Here is a 16405-nt window from a genome sequence, read left to right as displayed (position 1 = left end):
GCCTGACGCGTCACTGAATCTCGCTCAACGGCGCAAAAGTTCGCTCAAACGTCGCACGAAGTTCGCTCACCCCCTTTTTTCGAGGGGGTGAGCTTGGTCCGAAGCGAAGTTTGCGTGAAGTGTGCCATCTGCGGTTTCACGACCGGGTGACAACGCCACTTTCGCGGCGCTTGTTGTTGTGAAGGCATCCAAAGGTTGAGCAATCTGCGCCATAGTTTGGCGCAGTGGCAGCCAAAGGTTGGCTCACAGGCCTGAAGTGGTACTCGAACAAGGAAAAGGCCCGTAGCTGGTAAGGTAACGGGCCTTTTCGCGTCGCAGGGCGCGAGCGGTCACCCAAGGCTCTCAGCGGATTCGGAAGGGGTAGCGTCCTCGCCCTGCGACTGAGGGGAGGATGTCGCGGGCGAGCGGTGCATGAAGAACCACTACATCCCGCAGTTTTATCTGAGGCGCAGGGCGGGGATGGCTGCCTCGTCGAGATCGCGCGCCGTCGACCAGTGTGGATTTACGCGTATTTGAGCTCATTCACCCTTCACGGGCTCAATTGACCCATAGGCCGTGCTCAGGGGAAATTTGTAGATGCTGTGCCGAGGCGTTTGAACGAGCTTCGGCGTGAGGCTCAGGCATAGGCCCGCCCCGACGAATACCGCGGCATTGTCCTCTCGCAGCTCGGTCAGGAATTTTTGGACAAACTCCTCGCGCCCCATACCGATCCATCCCCCATGCAATGCACTTTGTCATTGCCTCGTTCTAGGTCCTGTTGACGAATGTACGCGTCCATAGACGGACGGCGGCGATGAGGACGAAGCCCAGGTAGCTGTCGGCGGTCTTGTCGTAGCAGGTCGCCAGACGGCGCTAGTTCTTCAACCTGTTGAAACAACGCTCGATCCGGTTCCGGAGCGTGTAGACATGGTCGTCTACGGGCAACTGGACCTTCCGACTTCGCCGCATCGGAATGATCGGGTGACGCCCCGCGCTTCCATCTCTGTGCGAATGGCATCTGCATCGTAGCCGCGATCGGCGAGAAGAAGCTTCGGCTCTGGCCCGCCGGCGTCGAGGAGAGGCAGAGCGCCGGTGTAATCGGAGGCTTGGCCGGGTGCGATGTCGACGGCTATGGGGAGACCGGCGCCGTTGGTGCGGAGATGAATTTTGGTCGAAAACCCACCTCGCGAGCGCCCGAGACCCTGCCTCGGAGTCCCCCCCCCCTTGCGCCGGCGGCGCAGTGGTGCGCCCGGATGACGGTCCTGTCGATCATCTGGACCGTCTCGCCGACGCCCTCGGTGTCGTTCAACACCTCAAGCAGCAGATCCCAGAGCCCGGAGAGGGTCCATCGGCGAAACTGGCGGTAGACCGACGACCACTTTCCGAAGAACTCGGGCAGATCACGCCACTGCGCGCCGGTGCGGGCGATCCAGAAGACGCCGTCGAGCACACGACGATGATCCTGAGCCCGTCGGCCGCTGTGTGGGCCTCGTCTCGTCACGAACGGCTCGAAGAACGTCCATTCCTCGTCGCTCATCAGGTCTCGAATCAACGTCGCTGCCCTCCGAAAGCGACGTTGAATCACTCCTCGGCCCAAAGGGGAATCATATTCGTCAACAGGACCTAGCGACCCGTCCACAGCGGCCTGTTGCGACGCTAAGCGGAGACCGATATCGAAACCACCTATTCTAGGCTACCGACGGTGCCCCGCGAAGGCCGTCGAGCTTGAAGTTTGTTCTGGCCATTGCGTGGGCCGGGACATGAAGCGCAGCCGCTTTTCGGAAGAGCGGATTATCTCGATGCTGAAGGCGCATGAGGCCGGGATCCCGGTGGCGGAGCTGTGCCGCGCCAGCATCTAGAAATGGAAGGCGCGCTTCGACGGCATGGAGGTGTCCGAGGCCAAACGGTTGCGGGCGCTGGAGGATGAGAATGCCAAGCTCAGGCGCGTGCTGGCCGATGCCACGCTCGACAATGTGGCACTGAAGGATCACTTGGGAAAACGGACCTTTTTGGAAAAAGAAGTGGTGACGCCCGCAGCCAGGCGGAAAGCCGTCGCGCATCTCGTGGGGCGTCGCGGGATGAGCGAAGGGCGAGCGTGTAAAGCCGCCGGCTTCTGCCGCATGACGATGAGATGCCAGGCGAAGTCGGGCGACGACGGGGCCCTGCGTGAGCGCAACGGGGCCATCGGGACGCGAGCGCCCATGATGACCCCGACGCGTCCCCAGGCGCGCTGGTCGCTCGATCGTCGCGATGAGCGGCTGGGCTGTGCCTCTCGAGGAAGCATAGCCCGGCCTTCTTCATGCCTGCTGGTTCAGGCCGAATGCCGGGTGATGGAGCAGCTCTCCGCGCGGCGCCGTGCCGTCGAACGGTAACGCCTGAACCACCTCGGGCGGGCAGCCGGTCACCCCCAGGCCGGGGAAGGCTCGAAAGCCGAAGCGGCCGTAATAGGCGGGGTCGCCCACCAGCGCCGCGCCCCGGCTGGTCGCCCGCAGTCGGCGGAGGGCTTCGGCCATCAGGGCCGTGCCGATCCCCTGGCGATGCCTCGACGGCAAAACGACAAGGGGGCCGATCAGGCTCCAATTGTCCTGCGTTCCGACCCGCGCCGGTGAGGCGGCGAGATAGCCGATCGTCTCGCCCCCCTCTTCGGCCACGAGCGAGAGGGCCAGCGCACCCTCTGCCCGCAGCTTTTCAACGATGCGCGCCTCGGTTCCGGTGGATTGCGCGAGCATCCTGAGGGCTTCGGTTACAAGTCGGCTGATCGCCGGGATGTCGCTGGCCGTTTCATCGTGGATCAGCATGTCATGCCCCCTGGTTGTCGAGTTGCGCGCGGACTGTGGCGCGACCGCGTTTCGATATCCGATACGGGCTGCCTGACCGGGATTCGATCAGCCGCTTCCGCCGCAATCGGGTGAAGACACTCAGGTCGAAGTCGACCAGGAGCATCCCCCCGCGTGTGAAGCATGTCACGGATGTGATCTTGGGCCCGTCGCCGCGCGCGTGGAGAATGCAGCCGCCAAGGGCCAGAACGTGCAGCGCACGTTGTTCATTTTGCGAGATGTTCATGGAGGTCTCGTACGACAGACGTGAAAACGCGCCCCGGCGCACATGCACCGGGCGATTTTGAATTCACGAGGCCCTCTGAGATTCAGAGAGCCCTGTCACACAAGCTCCGACATCCAGTCTCCATCAGCCGGGCAATGCGCATCATCGTCGCCCGGATCGCTAATCTAGGGAACGTGGGCCCTTGGAACAACCCCGTGGAATGACGGGTGGTAACGGCCAGCGCGGCGCTTCAATTGCCAGTTTCGCGCCGTGCCATGGCTGCCGGCACCGGCTGACTATCGCGGCGGGCAAGCGCGGCGCGGTTCAGGGTTTCGCGCAGGGAACGTTCCTCGCCGTGTCGCGGGTGACGGCTCCGCTTTCATACCAGCCCTTGGAACGGTTCACGATCCAGACGACGGACAGCATGACGGGCACCTCGATCAGCACGCCGACGACGGTGGCGAGCGCCGCGCCGGAGGCGAAGCCGAACAGGGAGATGGCCGCCGCCACTGCCAGCTCGAAGAAGTTCGAGGCTCCGATGAGGGCGGAGGGGCCGGCGACGCAATGCGCCTCTCCGGCGATCCGGTTCAGCGCGTAGGCGAGGCCGGCGTTGAAATAGACCTGCAGGAGGATCGGCACCGCCAGCAGCGCGATCACCAGAGGCTGGGCGATGATGGCTTCGCCCTGGAAGCCGAACAGCAGCACCAGCGTCGCCAGCAGCGCCGCCAGCGAGAGGGGGCCGAGCCTGGCCAGGAGCCGGTTCAGAGAGCCCGGCCCGCCCACCGCCAGCAGCCGGCGGCGCAGCAATTGCGCGGCGATCACCGGAACGACGATGTAGAGCACCACCGAGAGCACCAGCGTGCCCCATGGCACGGTGATGGCGGAAAGGCCGAGGAGCAGGGCGACGATGGGGGCGAAGGCCACCACCATGATGGCGTCGTTCAGCGCCACCTGCGACAGGGTGAAGTGTGGCTCGCCCTTCGTCAGGTTCGACCAGACGAAGACCATGGCGGTGCACGGCGCCGCCGCGAGAATGATGAGGCCGGCGATATAGCTGTCGATCTGGTCGGCGGGCAGCAACGGGCGGAACAGCCAGCCGATGAACAGCCAGCCCAGGAGCGCCATGGAAAAGGGCTTCACCGCCCAGTTCACCAGCAGGGTCACGCCGATGCCCCGCCAGTGCTTGCTCACCTCGCCGAGGGCTGCGAAGTCGATCTTCAGCAGCATGGGCACGATCATCAGCCAGATCAGCACCGCCACCGGCAGGTTCACCTGCGCCACCTCGATGGCGCCGATGGCATGGAACACCGCCGGCGCCAGATGGCCGAGCAGCACGCCCGCGACGATGCACAGGCCGACCCACACGGTGAGATACCGTTCGAACAAGGACATGCGGGTTCTCCTCGGGTTCAGCCGGCGATGCGACGGCCGGCCTCGTCCACCACCCGCGCGCCGTCCTCCTTGGTGAAGGCGCCCCGCTGGGGCGGCAGCAGGTCCAGCACCAACTCGGACGGGCGGCACAGGCGCACGCCTGCGGGCGAAACCACGATGGGCCGGTTGATGAGGATGGGATGGGCCATCATGGCGTCCAGCAGCGCATCGTCGGAGAGGGCCGGGTCGCCGAGGCCGAGTTCGGCATAGGGCGTTCCCTTCTCTCGCAGCACATCCCGCGCCGAGAGGCCGGCGCGGGCGATGAGCTGCTGGAGCAGCGCGCGCGATGGCGGCGTTTTCAGATACTCGATGACATGGGGCTCGATGCCGGCGTTGCGGATCATGGCCAAGGTGTTGCGCGAGGTGCCGCAATCGGGGTTGTGGTAGATGATGACGTCCATGGCGGTTCCTCAGGCTGCATCGGGGCGGGGCGCGGTCGCGCCATTCAAGTTGCCGTTCCCCTTGTTCGGCTCACAGGTGCAGGACAGGGCCGCGACGGCGGGCGCGCACACCTCGGGATGCCCGTTGCAGCAGTCGCGCATGAGGAAGGCGATGAGAGCGGAGAGCGCGGGCAGGGCGGCGCTGTAGATGATGGAGCGGCCTTCGCGGCGCGACTGAACCAGCCCGGCGTGCTCCAGGTGGCTCAGGTGGAAGGACATGCGCGATGAGGAGGCGCCTTCCATGGCGGCGCCGATGGCGCCGGCAGGCATGCCTTCGGGGCCGGCCTGCACCAGAAGGCGCACGATGCGCAGCCGCGTCTCCTGGGAGAGTGCGGTGAAGGCCGTGAGGGCTTGGGCTTCGTCCATCGGTCAATATATCAACTGATATTGAGATATGAAGTTGATACGCCGGCACGAACGGGAGATCAACCCTCCGGATGGGCCTGGGGTGCCTGATCCAGGGTTTGGGCGGCGCGCTCCTTTCGCGGGAGCGGAGGGATGCGCCATGGGCCGGGTTCCGCGCGGGTGCGTCAGGCCGACGGCGGCGATCCGGCGGGCGATGCTGAACCGCCTCATTCCAGCGTCTTCAGGCAGTCTTCTCGGTTTGAAGTGACTGCCCGAAGTGCATGGGATGTATAATTTCGTCCTGAGCTTTACATCGTGCGGTCTTCAGCAGGAGGTTTCGCCCTCCCGCTCTGCCAGCAGGGTCGCTTCATTCTCCATCTCCTTTTCCAGCGCTTCCAGTCGTGCGGCATGGGAGGCATGGCGGCCGGCCAGAAAGCTCACGATGATGAGCTGGAGAAAGTGGTAGATCATGATCGGCGTGATGATCAGGGACATCTGCGGCAGTGTGCTGAACATCACGGTGGCCATGGGCAGGCCCGTGGCCAGGGACTTCTTGGAACCGCAGAAGGTCACCGCCACGGTATCCGCCCGGTCGAACCCGGCAATGCGGCACACCAGCAGCATGAGCAGATACACTCCCGCGAACAGCAAAGCCGAGCCCACCGCGATTTCCACCAGAAGCGCGGGGCTGCGGTCGCTCCAAAGGCCCGCGGCCACGCTGTCGCAGAAGGCATTGTAGACAATGGCGAGGATCACCGCCCGGTCTGCGATCTTGACGATGACACGGTGCTTTTCCACGACCTTCAGCAGCGGGGGACGCAGCAGCTGGCCAATCACCAGCGGCACGATGACGATCATCACCAGCTTGAGAATGACATCTGCGAGCGCCAGCCCTTCGCCTGTCGAGTGGAGATACCAGGCCATGAGCAGCGGCGTGACGAAGACGCCGATGAGGCTGGAAACGGAGGCATTGAAGATGGCCACCGGCACGTTTCCCCGCGCCAGCGAGGTCATGGCCACCGATGATGACACGGTGGAGGGGAGGGCGGCGAGGAAGAAGAACCCCGTCGTCACATCCTCTGGAAAGATGTTCCGCAGCAAAGGCATGGCGAGCACCACCACGAGCGGAAACACCACGAAGGTGGCGATCTGCACCAGCAGGTGCAGCTTCCACCGGGTTGCGCTCTGAATGAGCTTCTTCGTGGGCAGGGAGATGCCATAGAGGAAGAAGACGATGGCGATGCCCCAGTTGGCGGCCTTGTCGGCATGGAGCGGGCCGCCTGTCACGCCCGGAGCCGGCCACAGCAGCGCCAGCACCACGACAATGACGAGGGACAGCAGAAACGGATCGATCTTGGTGCGCGCCAGCATGATGCTCAAAACACTTGGCAGAGAAAACAGCCGGGCTTGCGCCCTCCAGGGCCGTGTTTCTCTGGCTCGGGGCATGCAGCCTGCCGGCTGCCTGGGGTGACGGGCCGGAAATCCGGCCCGCGGGGTTCAGTCGATGGCATGGCCGGTGTGGCGCGGGAGCGTCTGCACTAGGCATGGCCATGTCCGGTCATTCTTCAATGAAGCCCGGCCTTCCGAATGTAATGTTATGTATTTTCGGTTGGTTTGGACTTCACCGGAGGCTGATTCCATCGGGTATTGCATGGCATCACCATGCCGCGACGCTGCCATCGCTGCGCGGATCTTCGCCGCCCTCGATCCAGCCATCGGGGTGCAGCACCAGCGCGCCGGCGTGGCCCATGCGCTCGTCGAACTCCGCCGCCACCTCCACCGGGTGGCCCATGGCGCGCAGGGTTTCGATGATATCGTCCGGGTAGCGCGCTTCCAGCTTCAGGCTGGTGCTGGCCTCCGCCCATGTGCGGCCCAGAAGCCAGCGCGGGGCCGCCACCGCGGCGCGGATATCGTGCCCGCCCCAGACATAGCGCGAGAACACGGCCGCCTGGGTCTGGGGCTGGCCTTCCCCGCCCATGGTGCCGTAGACGAGCAGCCGCCCATCCTTCAGCCGCGCCATGGCCGGGTTCAGCGTATGGAAAGGCTTGCGCCCGGGCGCGAGCGTGCGCAGTCGGCCCGGCGCCAGATCGAACGCGCAGCCGCGGTTCTGCCAGACGATGCCGGTTTTCGGCAGCACCACCCCGGAGCCAAACTCGAAATAGATGCTCTGGATCATGCTCACCGCGCGCCCGTCGCGGTCGATGGCGCCCATCCAAGTGGTGTCGCCATCGGAAACCGGAGCTGGCCAGGGGCTGGCCTGTTGCAGCGGAATGGCGGCGGCACAGGCGGCGATGGTCGCGTCATCCAGCAGGTGGGCCGCGTCTATCTCCATCAGGGCGGGGTCGCCGATATGGTGGTCGCGCAGCACGAAGGCCTGCTTGGTGGCTTCCACCAGCGCGTGGATGCCGGCGGCCGTGTCGGGCGTCCATCCCGGCTGGCGGATGCGATCATAAATGGACAGGATGAGCAGGGAGGCGAGCCCCTGCGTGGGCGGCGGCATGTTGAAGATCCGCCCGGCGCTGATCTCCCGTTCCAGCGCCGGCTTCAGCACGGCGCGGTGCGCGTTCAGGTCTGCCTGCGTGACGGGGCTGCCCACCGCTTCCAGATCCGCGCCGATGCTGCGCGCGAGGTCTCCGGTGTAGAAATCCTGCGCGCCGGCGCGGGCCAGTTGCTCCAGCGTGACGGCAAGGGCGGGCAGATTGTGGCGCGTGCCATAGGCCGGCACGTCGCCGCGGGGCAGGAAGGCTTCGGCAAAGCCCGGCTGCGGTTCCAGCTCGGCGCGCTTGGCGCGGGTGTTGGCCTCCTGGCTGCGGGTGACGGGGAAGCCGGCGCGGGCATAATGGATGGCGCTTTCCAGCAGGCGGGAGAAGGGCAGCCTGCCGCCCCAGACGCCGCGGCTGTGCTCATAGGCCCGCCCCCAGCCGGAAATGGTGCCCGCCACCGTGCAGGCCGCCAGCGGGCCACGCCAGGGAATGGTGCCGTGCCCCTCGTAAAGCGCGGGCGTGGCGTGCGCGCCGGCCGCCCCGCAGCCATCGATGGCCTGCACCGGCGCGCCGGGCGCATGCAGCAGCCAGAAGCCGTCGCCACCGATGCCGGTCATGTGCGGATAGACCACCGCCAGCGTCGCCGCCACCGCGATGGTGGCCTCGATGGCGTTGCCCCCTTCGCGCAGAATGTCGAGGCCGGCCTGTGACGCGAGAGCATGGGGCGCGACAACGGCCCCGTTTGTGCCGAGGATCGGGTTCATCTGTGTTCTTTCACCCAATATCTTCTTTGACCCAGGCATGTTCGAGCGACGTGGGGGTCAGTCTGTGCGGGGAAAGTCCAGCCACTCAACTCGTGGAGGTTTTCTCTTGCACAATGAAATGGAACTGAGCTCTGGCGTCACCATGCGCTGGCGTTCATCTTTCCAGGTACGGGCGCGGTCCAGGCGGCAGATGTGAGTGTGGCGGCGTTGCGGGCGGCCAGGAGGTGGGCGCGCATCTCGCGATAGGCCGTGCTGCCATCGTGTTTCAGGATGGCGTCGACAATGGCGCAATGTTCCTCGAAAGAGGCGCCCATGCGCTCCAGATTGCGGAATTGCGACCGGCGGAATGGCGCCACGCGGTTGTGCAGGCTGGTGATCTGTTCAATCAGTATGCTGTTGTGGCAGCCCTGCAGAATGCTGTTGTGAAAGGCGCGGTTGGCCTCGTCATACTGGTCGATGTCGCCGGCCTGCAGGGCTGCCCTGTTGGCATCGTGAATGGCGGCCAGCTCTTTCAGCTCATCCGCGCTCATGCGCACGGCGGCATGGCGCGCGCATGCCGCCTCCAGCTCGCCGATGGCCTCGAAGGCCATGTCGAGCTGCGTGATGGAGAGGCTGGTGACAATGGACCCGCGATTGGGCCGCGTCTCCACCAGCCCCATGCTGGAGAGCTTCTTCAGCGCTTCGCGAATGGGCGTGCGCGAGACCTGGTAGCGCTCGGCCAGCGAGACCTCATCGAGCCGCGTGCCGGGTTCGAGCTGGCCGATGACGATCTCATCCGCGATGCACTGGCTCACCTCATCGGCAAGGTTGCCGCGGTTGCGGCCGGGCCGGGAACGCGGGGCGCTCATGGCGTTGCCTCCGTCTTGAGCTCCTGCGCCGTCTGCCAGCAGCTCACGGTGCCCTGCGCGGTCGGGGTGCGCGGCGGCACCTGGCTGCGGCAGCGCTCGTCGGCCAGCGCGCAGCGCGGTGCGAAGGAGCAGCCGGCGGGCAGGCGGGCGAGATCAGGTGGGGAACCGGGAATGGCGGCCAGCGGCCGGCCGCGATCCTCCGGGCCCACGGTGGCCGCCAGCAGGCCGCGCGTGTAGGGGTGGCGGGGCGTGCGCACGATATCGCGCACCGGCCCTTCCTCCACGATGCGCCCGGCGTACATGACGGCAACGCGGTCCGCGACCTCGACAGCGGCGGCGATGTCGTGGGTGACGAAGATCATCGACATGCCGGTTTCCCGCTGCAATTGCCGCAGCAGCAGAAGCACCTGGATCTGCACGGTGGCATCGAGCGCGGTGGTGGGCTCATCCGCCAGCAGCAGCTGCGGGCGGCAGGAGAGGGCGAGCGCGATCATGGCGCGCTGGCGCATGCCGCCGGAAAGCTCGTGCGGATAGGCATCGAGACGCTGGCGCGCCTGGGGAATCTGCACATGCTCCAGCATCTGCAAGGCCCGCTCGCGCGCGGCTTCGGCGGAGATCTTCTCATGCGCCCGCACCGCCTCGCCGATCTGGCTGCCGATGGTGTAGACCGGATCGAATGCGAGCCCCGGCTCCTGGAAGATCATGGAGACCTTGCCGCCGCGATACTGCTCCAGCGCCTTTCCGCGCAGGGCCAGCACATCATGGCCATCCATGGTGATGCGGCCATTGATGCGGGTGCGCTTTTCCGGGTGCAGGCGCAGCAGGGTGCGCAGGGTGACGCTCTTGCCTGAGCCGGACTCGCCCAGCAGGCACAGCACCTCGCCCTTGCCCAGCTCGATGTTCACGCTGTTGAGGGCGCTCGCGGTGCGTGCGCCCTCGAAGCGCACGGTGAGATCCTGAATGGACAGCAGCGGCGCGTTCATGCGGACAGTCTCCCCGAAGCGGCGCCGTGGCCGGAGGCGGGATCGTTCATGTGGCAGGCGGCGCGGTGCTCGCCGTCATTCCCCACCTGCATCAGGGCGGGGGCACGGGCGGCGCACACCTCTTCCGCGAAGGCGCAGCGGTCGCGGAAGCGGCAGCCGCTGGGCGGATTGATGGGGTTGGGCGGATCGCCGCTCAGGGGCGGGGCCTCGGTGCGGTGATCCGGGTCCATGGAGGGCACCGCGGAGAGCAGGGCGCGCGTATAGGGGTGCGCGGCGTGGCTGTAGATGCGTTCCACCGGGCCGGATTCCACCACCTGCCCCAGGTACATCACCATCACCAGATCGGAGATGTAATGCACCACGTGCAGGTCGTGGGAGATGAACAGATAGGTGAGGTTGCGCTCGGCTTTCAGCTCCTGCAGCAGGTTCAGCACCTGCGCCTGCACGGATTTGTCGAGCGCGGCGACGGATTCATCCAGGATGACGAGGCGCGGGTCGAAGGCCAGGGCGCGGGCGATATTGATGCGCTGGCGCTGGCCGCCGGACAGCTCATGCGGATAGCGGCTCGCGAACTGGCCGGGCTCCATGCCGGTGCGGGCCAGCAGGTCCCGCGCCAGCTTCATGGCCTGTGCCGCCCCCATGCCATGCACGCGCGGCCCGAAGGCGATGGTCTCGGCGATGGTCAGGCGCGGGTTGAGAGAGGCGAAGGAATCCTGAAACACCATCTGCAGGCTGCGCCGGAATTCCTTGTGGCTGATCTTGCGAAAGTCCGCCAGCGACTCGCCGTCGAAGATCATCTCGCCGCTGTCGGCCTTCATGAGATGGGCGATGAGGCGGGCGGTGGTGGACTTGCCGCAGCCGGATTCCCCCACGATGCCAAGGGTCTTGCCCTTGGGGACGGAAAAGCTGACGCCATCCACGGCATGCACCACCCGCTTCTCGCGGGAGAGGAAGCCGCCGCGCACGGGGAAGTGCTTGGTAAGCCCTTCCACGATCAGCAGGGGCTGGGCCGGTCCGCCGCGATCCTCGTTCGCGAATGCGGGCTGCGGCTGCGCGGCGACGGGCGCCTGGGGCGTGTGAGGCTGCATCATCATGCCCGGATATCCATGGCGGAGCGCACGCTGTCGGCGAGCAGGTTGAAGGCGATGGAGGTGGCGAAGATGAACAGGCCGGGCAGGGCGGCGACCCAGGGGTTGCCGTAGATGGCCGAGCGCAGCGTGTTCAGCATCAGCCCCCATTCGGGCTCCGGCGGCTTCACGCCAAGGCCGAGGAAGGACAGGCCCGAGGCCAGGATCATGCTCACCGAGAGCAGGCCGGTGGTGTAGACGAACACCGGCCCCAGCACATTGCCCAGCACATGCACGCGGATGATGGTGAAGGCCCCCGCGCCGCTCATGCGCGCGGCCTCGATGTAATCGAGCTTGCGCACCTGGGTGGTGGCGCTTTCCGCCACGCGCACCACCTGCGGCACGAACACCAGCGTGAGCGCGATCAGGCAGTTGCTCATGCCGGAGCCGAGCGCGCCGGAAATCGCCACCGCCAGCAGCACGGAGGGGAAGGCGTAGAAGATATCCAGCGAGCGCATGATGAGCATGTTGACCCGCCCGCCCGCATAGCCCGCGAACACCCCGATGAGCGAGCCGAAGACGAAGGCAGCCAGCACCGGCACCACGCCCATGAGCAGCGAGAGGCGCCCGCCATGCATGAGGCGGGTGAGCATGTCGCGTCCCAGCTCATCGGTGCCGAGCAGGTGCCCCGTCGTGCCGATGGGCTGGAGACGGCGGATCATGGAGCCCTTGTAGGGGTCTGCCGGCGAGATCCACGGGGCGAGAAGCGCGGCGCCGATGATGAGCACCAGCACGGCGCCGCTGATCCAGGCCATGCGGTCGCGCTTCAGGCGCTGCCACACCATGGCCCAGTAGCTGCGGCTGGGCGGGGCGACCTCGACGGGCGGGACCGGAGCCGCGACGGGAAGTTGGGTCAGGGCGGTCATGTCAGGCTCTCCCCATGCGGGGGTCGATCAGGGGCTGCAGGATGTCCACCAGCAGGTTGAGCACCACGAAGAACATGCACAGCACCAGGATGGTGCCCTGCAGCAGGGGAATATCGCGCTGGAAGATCGCGGCATTCAGCAGGAAGCCGGTGCCGGGCCATGCGAAAACGGTTTCCACCAGGATGGAGCCGCCCATCAGGTAGCCCACCTGAAGGCCCGCCACCGCCAGCACCGTCGGCGCGGTGTTCTTGATGATGTGGAGGAAGATGCGTCGGCCGGAGAGGCCGCGGGCGCGCAGCGCCGTGACGAATTCCTGCTGGAGCATGTCGGAAACCAGCGCCCGCACCGTGCGGGTGATGATGCCCATGGGAATGACCGCGAGGGTGAGCGCCGGCAGCACCAGATAGCGCATGTGCTCCCAATCCCATTGCCATGCGGAGGACCCGCCTGGGCCCGCGCCCATGGCCGGAAAGATGGGCAGCCAGATGGACAGGCAGATGGTGAGCACCAGCCCGAGCCAGTAATGGGGAATGGACACGCCGATCACGGAAGAGCCGGTCGCCATGCGATCGATCCAGCCGCCGTGAAAATAGCCGGCGACGGCCCCGAGGACGCAGCCGATGACCACCCCGATGAGCGCCGCCACGCCCGCCAGCAGCAGGGTATTGCCCACCGCCTTCATCACTTCCGCCACCACCGGCCGGCCGGAGGCGATGGAGGTGCCGAGGTCTCCCTGCACGGCATGCAGCAGCCACAACGCATACTGGACGACGACCGGTCGATCGAGCCCGTAGCTTTCACGCAGGGCGTTGATGACTTCCTCGGGCGCATCCGCCGGGGCGATGGCGTTGAGCGGGTCGCCTGGCGCCAGATAGACCAGCATGAAGGAAATGACCGTCACGCCAAGGGCAATGGGAATGGAATACAGAACGCGTTTCAGCACATAGGCCAGCATGGCAGCTTTCCCTCATGGGGCCGGCGCATGGTGCGCCGGCCCCGTCTCGGTCACGGGCGGGAGATCACTTCTTGGCCGTTTCCATGCCGATGGTGGTGAGGTCCTGGAACCAGTGCTGGGCCTGGATGAACTGCTTCACCTTGGGGGAAAGGGCGTGCGGGTTCACGTCATGCACCACCCAGAGCATCAGGGCGTCGTCGACCATGTTCTGGTGAACGGAGGCGAGCAGCGCATCCTGCTCCTTCGTGTCGAAGGTGGTCTGGATCTTGTTGATGGCCGCATCGACCTTGGGGTTGGAATAGCCGCCCCAGTTCACGCCCTTGGGCGCCACGTAACCCGAATAGGCGAAGCGGGTGATGGCGTAGAACGGGTCGGCCGTGACATAGCCGAGATTGATGGCCGTGATGTTCTTGCCGGCATTCATCTCGTTCTTGGCGCCCGCGCGCCAGTGCAGATAGAGGTTTTCCAGCTCCACGACTTCGAACTCGACATCGATGCCGATTTCCGAGAGGCTCTGCTGAATGAACTCGTTCATCGGCAGGGAGAGCATCTGCCCCGTGCCGCCCTGGGCGATGATGACCTTGGCCTTCAGCGGCTTCTCCGGGCTGTATCCGGCTTCCTTCATCAGGGCCTTGGCGGCCGCGGGGTCATACTTGATGTCGAACTCGGGCTTGCCGAACCACGGGCTGGTGACATCCACCTGCCCCTTGGCGGGCGTGGCCAGGCCGCTCAGCAGCGCCACGACAGCGGCGCGGTCGACAGCAAGATTGGCCGCCTTGCGCACGCGGATGTCGGCCCAGGGCGAACCCTCCTGCGTGGAGAAGTGATAGGGCCACACATGGGGCGTCACGTTCTGGACGATGGAGAAGCCGTTGGCCTTCAGCTGCGGCAGCACATCCGGCGGCGGGGTTTCGATGATGTCCACCTGGCCGGTGAGCAGCGCGTTGGCGCGGGTCATGGCATCGGGAATGGGCAGCAGCACGATGCGGTCGGTCTTGGCCTTGCGGCTTTCATTCCAATAGGCGTCGTTCTTCACGAGCTCCGCACGCTCGCGCGGCACCAGCTTGTCCAGCTTGAAGGGGCCGGTGCCGGAAGGGGTGCTGGCGAACTTGTTCCAGTCGCGGCCCACGGCCTCCCACTGGGCGGGGCTGGAAATGAGGAACCACGGCAGCTGATAGGGGAAGAGCGCGTCCACCGCCTTGGTGGTGATCTCGACCTTGTTGTCGCCGATCTTGCGATAGGAGGCGATGGAGGGAATGCGCGGCACCACCTGCGCGGCCTGCTTGGCATCGAACTGCGGGGACTTGCTGTCGAGAACCTTGTCCAGGTTCCAGATCACCGCATCGGCGTTGAAATCAGAGCCGTCATGGAACTTCACACCGTCCCGCAGGGTGAAGACCCACTTGGTCTGGTCGGACGGGTTCACTTCCCACGCGGTGGCGAGGCCGGGCACCAGCTTGCCGGGGCGGTCTCCCACATTGGCTTCCCAGGCGATCAGCGGGTCGTAAAGGGTGTGGCCGGTGAACTGGTAGGCGCCCGCGCCACGGTCCGGCTGGCCGGTGGTGAGGGGAATATCGGCCATTGAGATGCCATAGCGGGCAACAGTTTCCGCATACGCGCCGCCACACAGCATCATGGCGACAGGTACGGCCGCCAGCCAGCCCGCCACTCTCTTACGTCCACGCATATCGTCCATCTCCACGCAGTTGCTGCCATGGAGTTTGCATGCAGTGTGCCATTTGAAAGCTGGCAAAGGATGTATTTTCGAACCTTCAAAAATAACAGTGAGTTTAAGGGTATTGTACTGATTTTGCCCCGCCTCCGGCGCCTGCCATCCGCAGAATGGACGTGCTTAGTTTGCATGCAAGTGTGGTATTTATCGGCACTTTCCAGTTGATATTGAATGCAATCCGCGCGGCGCATATCGGGTGCGAACGGGCTGTGCCGCATTGTCGGAGCGGGCGATACGGGCCCTTGAGTGGGCTCTGAAACGCTGTTGAAGGTCGGTGAGCAGTGCGTGAACGCCCGATCGAGGACGCGCGGCTGAACGTCCGTCTCGTTACAGCCGTTCTCCAGTTCATCGGTCACGGACTTGTCTTCGTGCCCAAAGAACCGGCTGCAGCCCACATTGGCGGTCTTCCGTGGGGGTTGGAGGCCGGCTCGAATGCGCGGCATCCCGCCGGCGCTGCTGTTGGGGCACGCGTGCCGCAACGGCCGAACGGCTCAGGGGAACGTCACCACTTGCCGGGAAAATGTCTGGCCGCCTGTCGCGCGCGGGCAAGGTTCCCGGGTCACAGGCCCGATCAATCCAGATCAATCGGGCGCGTCAGGCGGAGGCCGGCGTTATAGATGACCTGAATGGGCAGTTCCAATCCCGCCGCCCGAAACCTTGCCCTGAGACGCGTGAGGGCGGCGTCGATCATCCGGCTTTCCGCCGACAGCTCCGTCTTGCCGAATATGGCGGCGATGTCGTCGCGCGACACCGTCATTCCCGGCCGCTGCGCCAGATATTCGAGAAACAGGGTCTCACGCGGCGAGAGCCTGAGGAGCGTGCCGTCCGGCGCGAGCAGGGTGTGGCGCCGCCGGTCCAGAACCAGGTGAGGCGCGGCGGGAATTTCCTCGGCCGCGGGGGGCTGCGTCCTCGCCGTGTCGGACCGCCGCGTGCGGCGGGTGAGGTTGGTGATGGCGAGGGCCAGTTCCTCGCTGTCGACCGGCTTCATGAAATAAAGGTCCGCGCCCTGCTGATAGCCGTGTATCCGGTCGTCGCGCCGGGCGCGGGCGGTTAGCATGATGATACCCATGTCGCCAAGGGCCGAGAGCTGGGCCGCCAGATCAAATCCGCTTGTATCCGGTAAGTTCACGTCGAGAACTGCAATGTCGTAACTGCCATGGATCAAGTGGGTGCGGCATTCCGATCCAGAGGCAGCCTCGGTTACATCCACGCCACGCAGGCGTAGATACTCCGATATGCTCTTCCGTAGAACATCATTATCTTCGACAAGAATGATGCTCGGCCGAAGCCCGGCGGTGCTGTCCTTATCTGGCGTCAAGGCTTGCATCGCAATCCACGATTATGCTTGATTATTCCTATTTTCGTGGGCGACCATATCAGGGGTGCTTGAATTGGCACAAGTGGGCGGGT

14 protein-coding genes and 2 pseudogenes are annotated in these 16405 nt (G+C 65.4%); 1 reads left to right on the top strand and 15 read right to left on the bottom strand.

From position 1 onward, the window contains the following. Positions 1 to 747: 747 nt before the first annotated feature. Positions 748 to 1516, bottom strand: a pseudogene (locus V5F75_RS18805) (IS5 family transposase). Positions 1517 to 1739: 223 nt separating this feature from the next. Here V5F75_RS18805 and V5F75_RS18800 point away from each other — a divergent pair. Further along, positions 1740 to 2222: pseudogene (locus V5F75_RS18800) on the top strand (transposase); the annotation flags it as partial. Between the two features lie 54 nt (positions 2223 to 2276). On the opposite strand, the gene V5F75_RS18795 reads toward V5F75_RS18800, so the two are convergent. The 14 genes from V5F75_RS18795 to V5F75_RS18730 all read right to left on the bottom strand — a co-directional run bounded on the left by V5F75_RS18795 (position 2277) and on the right by V5F75_RS18730 (position 16322). After that, positions 2277 to 2777 (bottom strand): GNAT family N-acetyltransferase, encoded by a 501-nt coding sequence (locus tag V5F75_RS18795; RefSeq protein ID WP_394037862.1) that lies wholly within the window; start codon positions 2775 to 2777, stop codon positions 2277 to 2279. A gap of 1 nt (position 2778) precedes the next feature. Then, entirely contained in the window at positions 2779 to 3042 is a 264-nt protein-coding gene (locus tag V5F75_RS18790; RefSeq protein WP_394037864.1) for a YjhX family toxin, read from the bottom strand. Positions 3043 to 3345: 303 nt separating this feature from the next. Then, positions 3346 to 4413 carry an ACR3 family arsenite efflux transporter gene (gene arsB, locus V5F75_RS18785; RefSeq protein ID WP_394037866.1) on the bottom strand — a complete coding sequence of 356 codons (1068 nt, stop codon included), beginning with the start codon at positions 4411 to 4413 and terminating at the stop codon, positions 3346 to 3348. Positions 4414 to 4430: 17 nt separating this feature from the next. Next, the gene (gene arsC, locus V5F75_RS18780; RefSeq protein ID WP_394037868.1) at positions 4431 to 4853 is read right to left on the bottom strand and encodes an arsenate reductase (glutaredoxin); all 423 of its coding nucleotides are present in this window, start codon (positions 4851 to 4853) and stop codon (positions 4431 to 4433) included. 9 nt (positions 4854 to 4862) lie between these two features. Next, positions 4863 to 5258 carry an ArsR/SmtB family transcription factor gene (locus V5F75_RS18775; protein WP_394037870.1) on the bottom strand — a complete coding sequence of 132 codons (396 nt, stop codon included), beginning with the start codon at positions 5256 to 5258 and terminating at the stop codon, positions 4863 to 4865. A 303-nt stretch (positions 5259 to 5561) separates the two neighbouring features. After that, positions 5562 to 6608, bottom strand: a complete 1047-nt coding sequence (locus tag V5F75_RS18770) for a bile acid:sodium symporter family protein (RefSeq protein WP_394037872.1) — start codon at positions 6606 to 6608, stop codon at positions 5562 to 5564. A gap of 286 nt (positions 6609 to 6894) precedes the next feature. After that, entirely contained in the window at positions 6895 to 8484 is a 1590-nt protein-coding gene (locus tag V5F75_RS18765) for a gamma-glutamyltransferase family protein (RefSeq protein ID WP_394037874.1), read from the bottom strand. 137 nt (positions 8485 to 8621) lie between these two features. After that, entirely contained in the window at positions 8622 to 9332 is a 711-nt protein-coding gene (locus tag V5F75_RS18760; protein WP_394037876.1) for a GntR family transcriptional regulator, read from the bottom strand. Then, complete coding sequence (locus tag V5F75_RS18755) at positions 9329 to 10315, bottom strand: ABC transporter ATP-binding protein (RefSeq protein ID WP_394037878.1); 987 nt, start codon at positions 10313 to 10315, stop codon at positions 9329 to 9331. The genes V5F75_RS18760 and V5F75_RS18755 overlap by 4 nt, the downstream gene beginning before the upstream one ends. Further along, positions 10312 to 11403 (bottom strand): ABC transporter ATP-binding protein, encoded by a 1092-nt coding sequence (locus V5F75_RS18750; RefSeq protein WP_394037890.1) that lies wholly within the window; start codon positions 11401 to 11403, stop codon positions 10312 to 10314. The genes V5F75_RS18755 and V5F75_RS18750 overlap by 4 nt, the downstream gene beginning before the upstream one ends. A gap of 2 nt (positions 11404 to 11405) precedes the next feature. Then, positions 11406 to 12308, bottom strand: a complete 903-nt coding sequence (locus V5F75_RS18745; protein ID WP_394037880.1) for an ABC transporter permease — start codon at positions 12306 to 12308, stop codon at positions 11406 to 11408. Between the two features lies 1 nt (position 12309). Next, entirely contained in the window at positions 12310 to 13263 is a 954-nt protein-coding gene (locus V5F75_RS18740) for an ABC transporter permease (protein WP_394037882.1), read from the bottom strand. Between the two features lie 64 nt (positions 13264 to 13327). Next, entirely contained in the window at positions 13328 to 14899 is a 1572-nt protein-coding gene (locus V5F75_RS18735; RefSeq protein WP_394037892.1) for an ABC transporter substrate-binding protein, read from the bottom strand. A gap of 667 nt (positions 14900 to 15566) precedes the next feature. Continuing rightward, positions 15567 to 16322 (bottom strand): response regulator transcription factor, encoded by a 756-nt coding sequence (locus V5F75_RS18730; RefSeq protein ID WP_394037884.1) that lies wholly within the window; start codon positions 16320 to 16322, stop codon positions 15567 to 15569. Positions 16323 to 16405 lie beyond the last annotated feature (83 nt).

This window comes from Xanthobacter albus, from assembly GCF_043194895.2.
In the GTDB taxonomy this organism is placed as follows: Bacteria; Pseudomonadota; Alphaproteobacteria; order Rhizobiales; family Xanthobacteraceae; genus Xanthobacter.
This window is presented reverse-complemented; position numbering and strand designations above follow the sequence as displayed.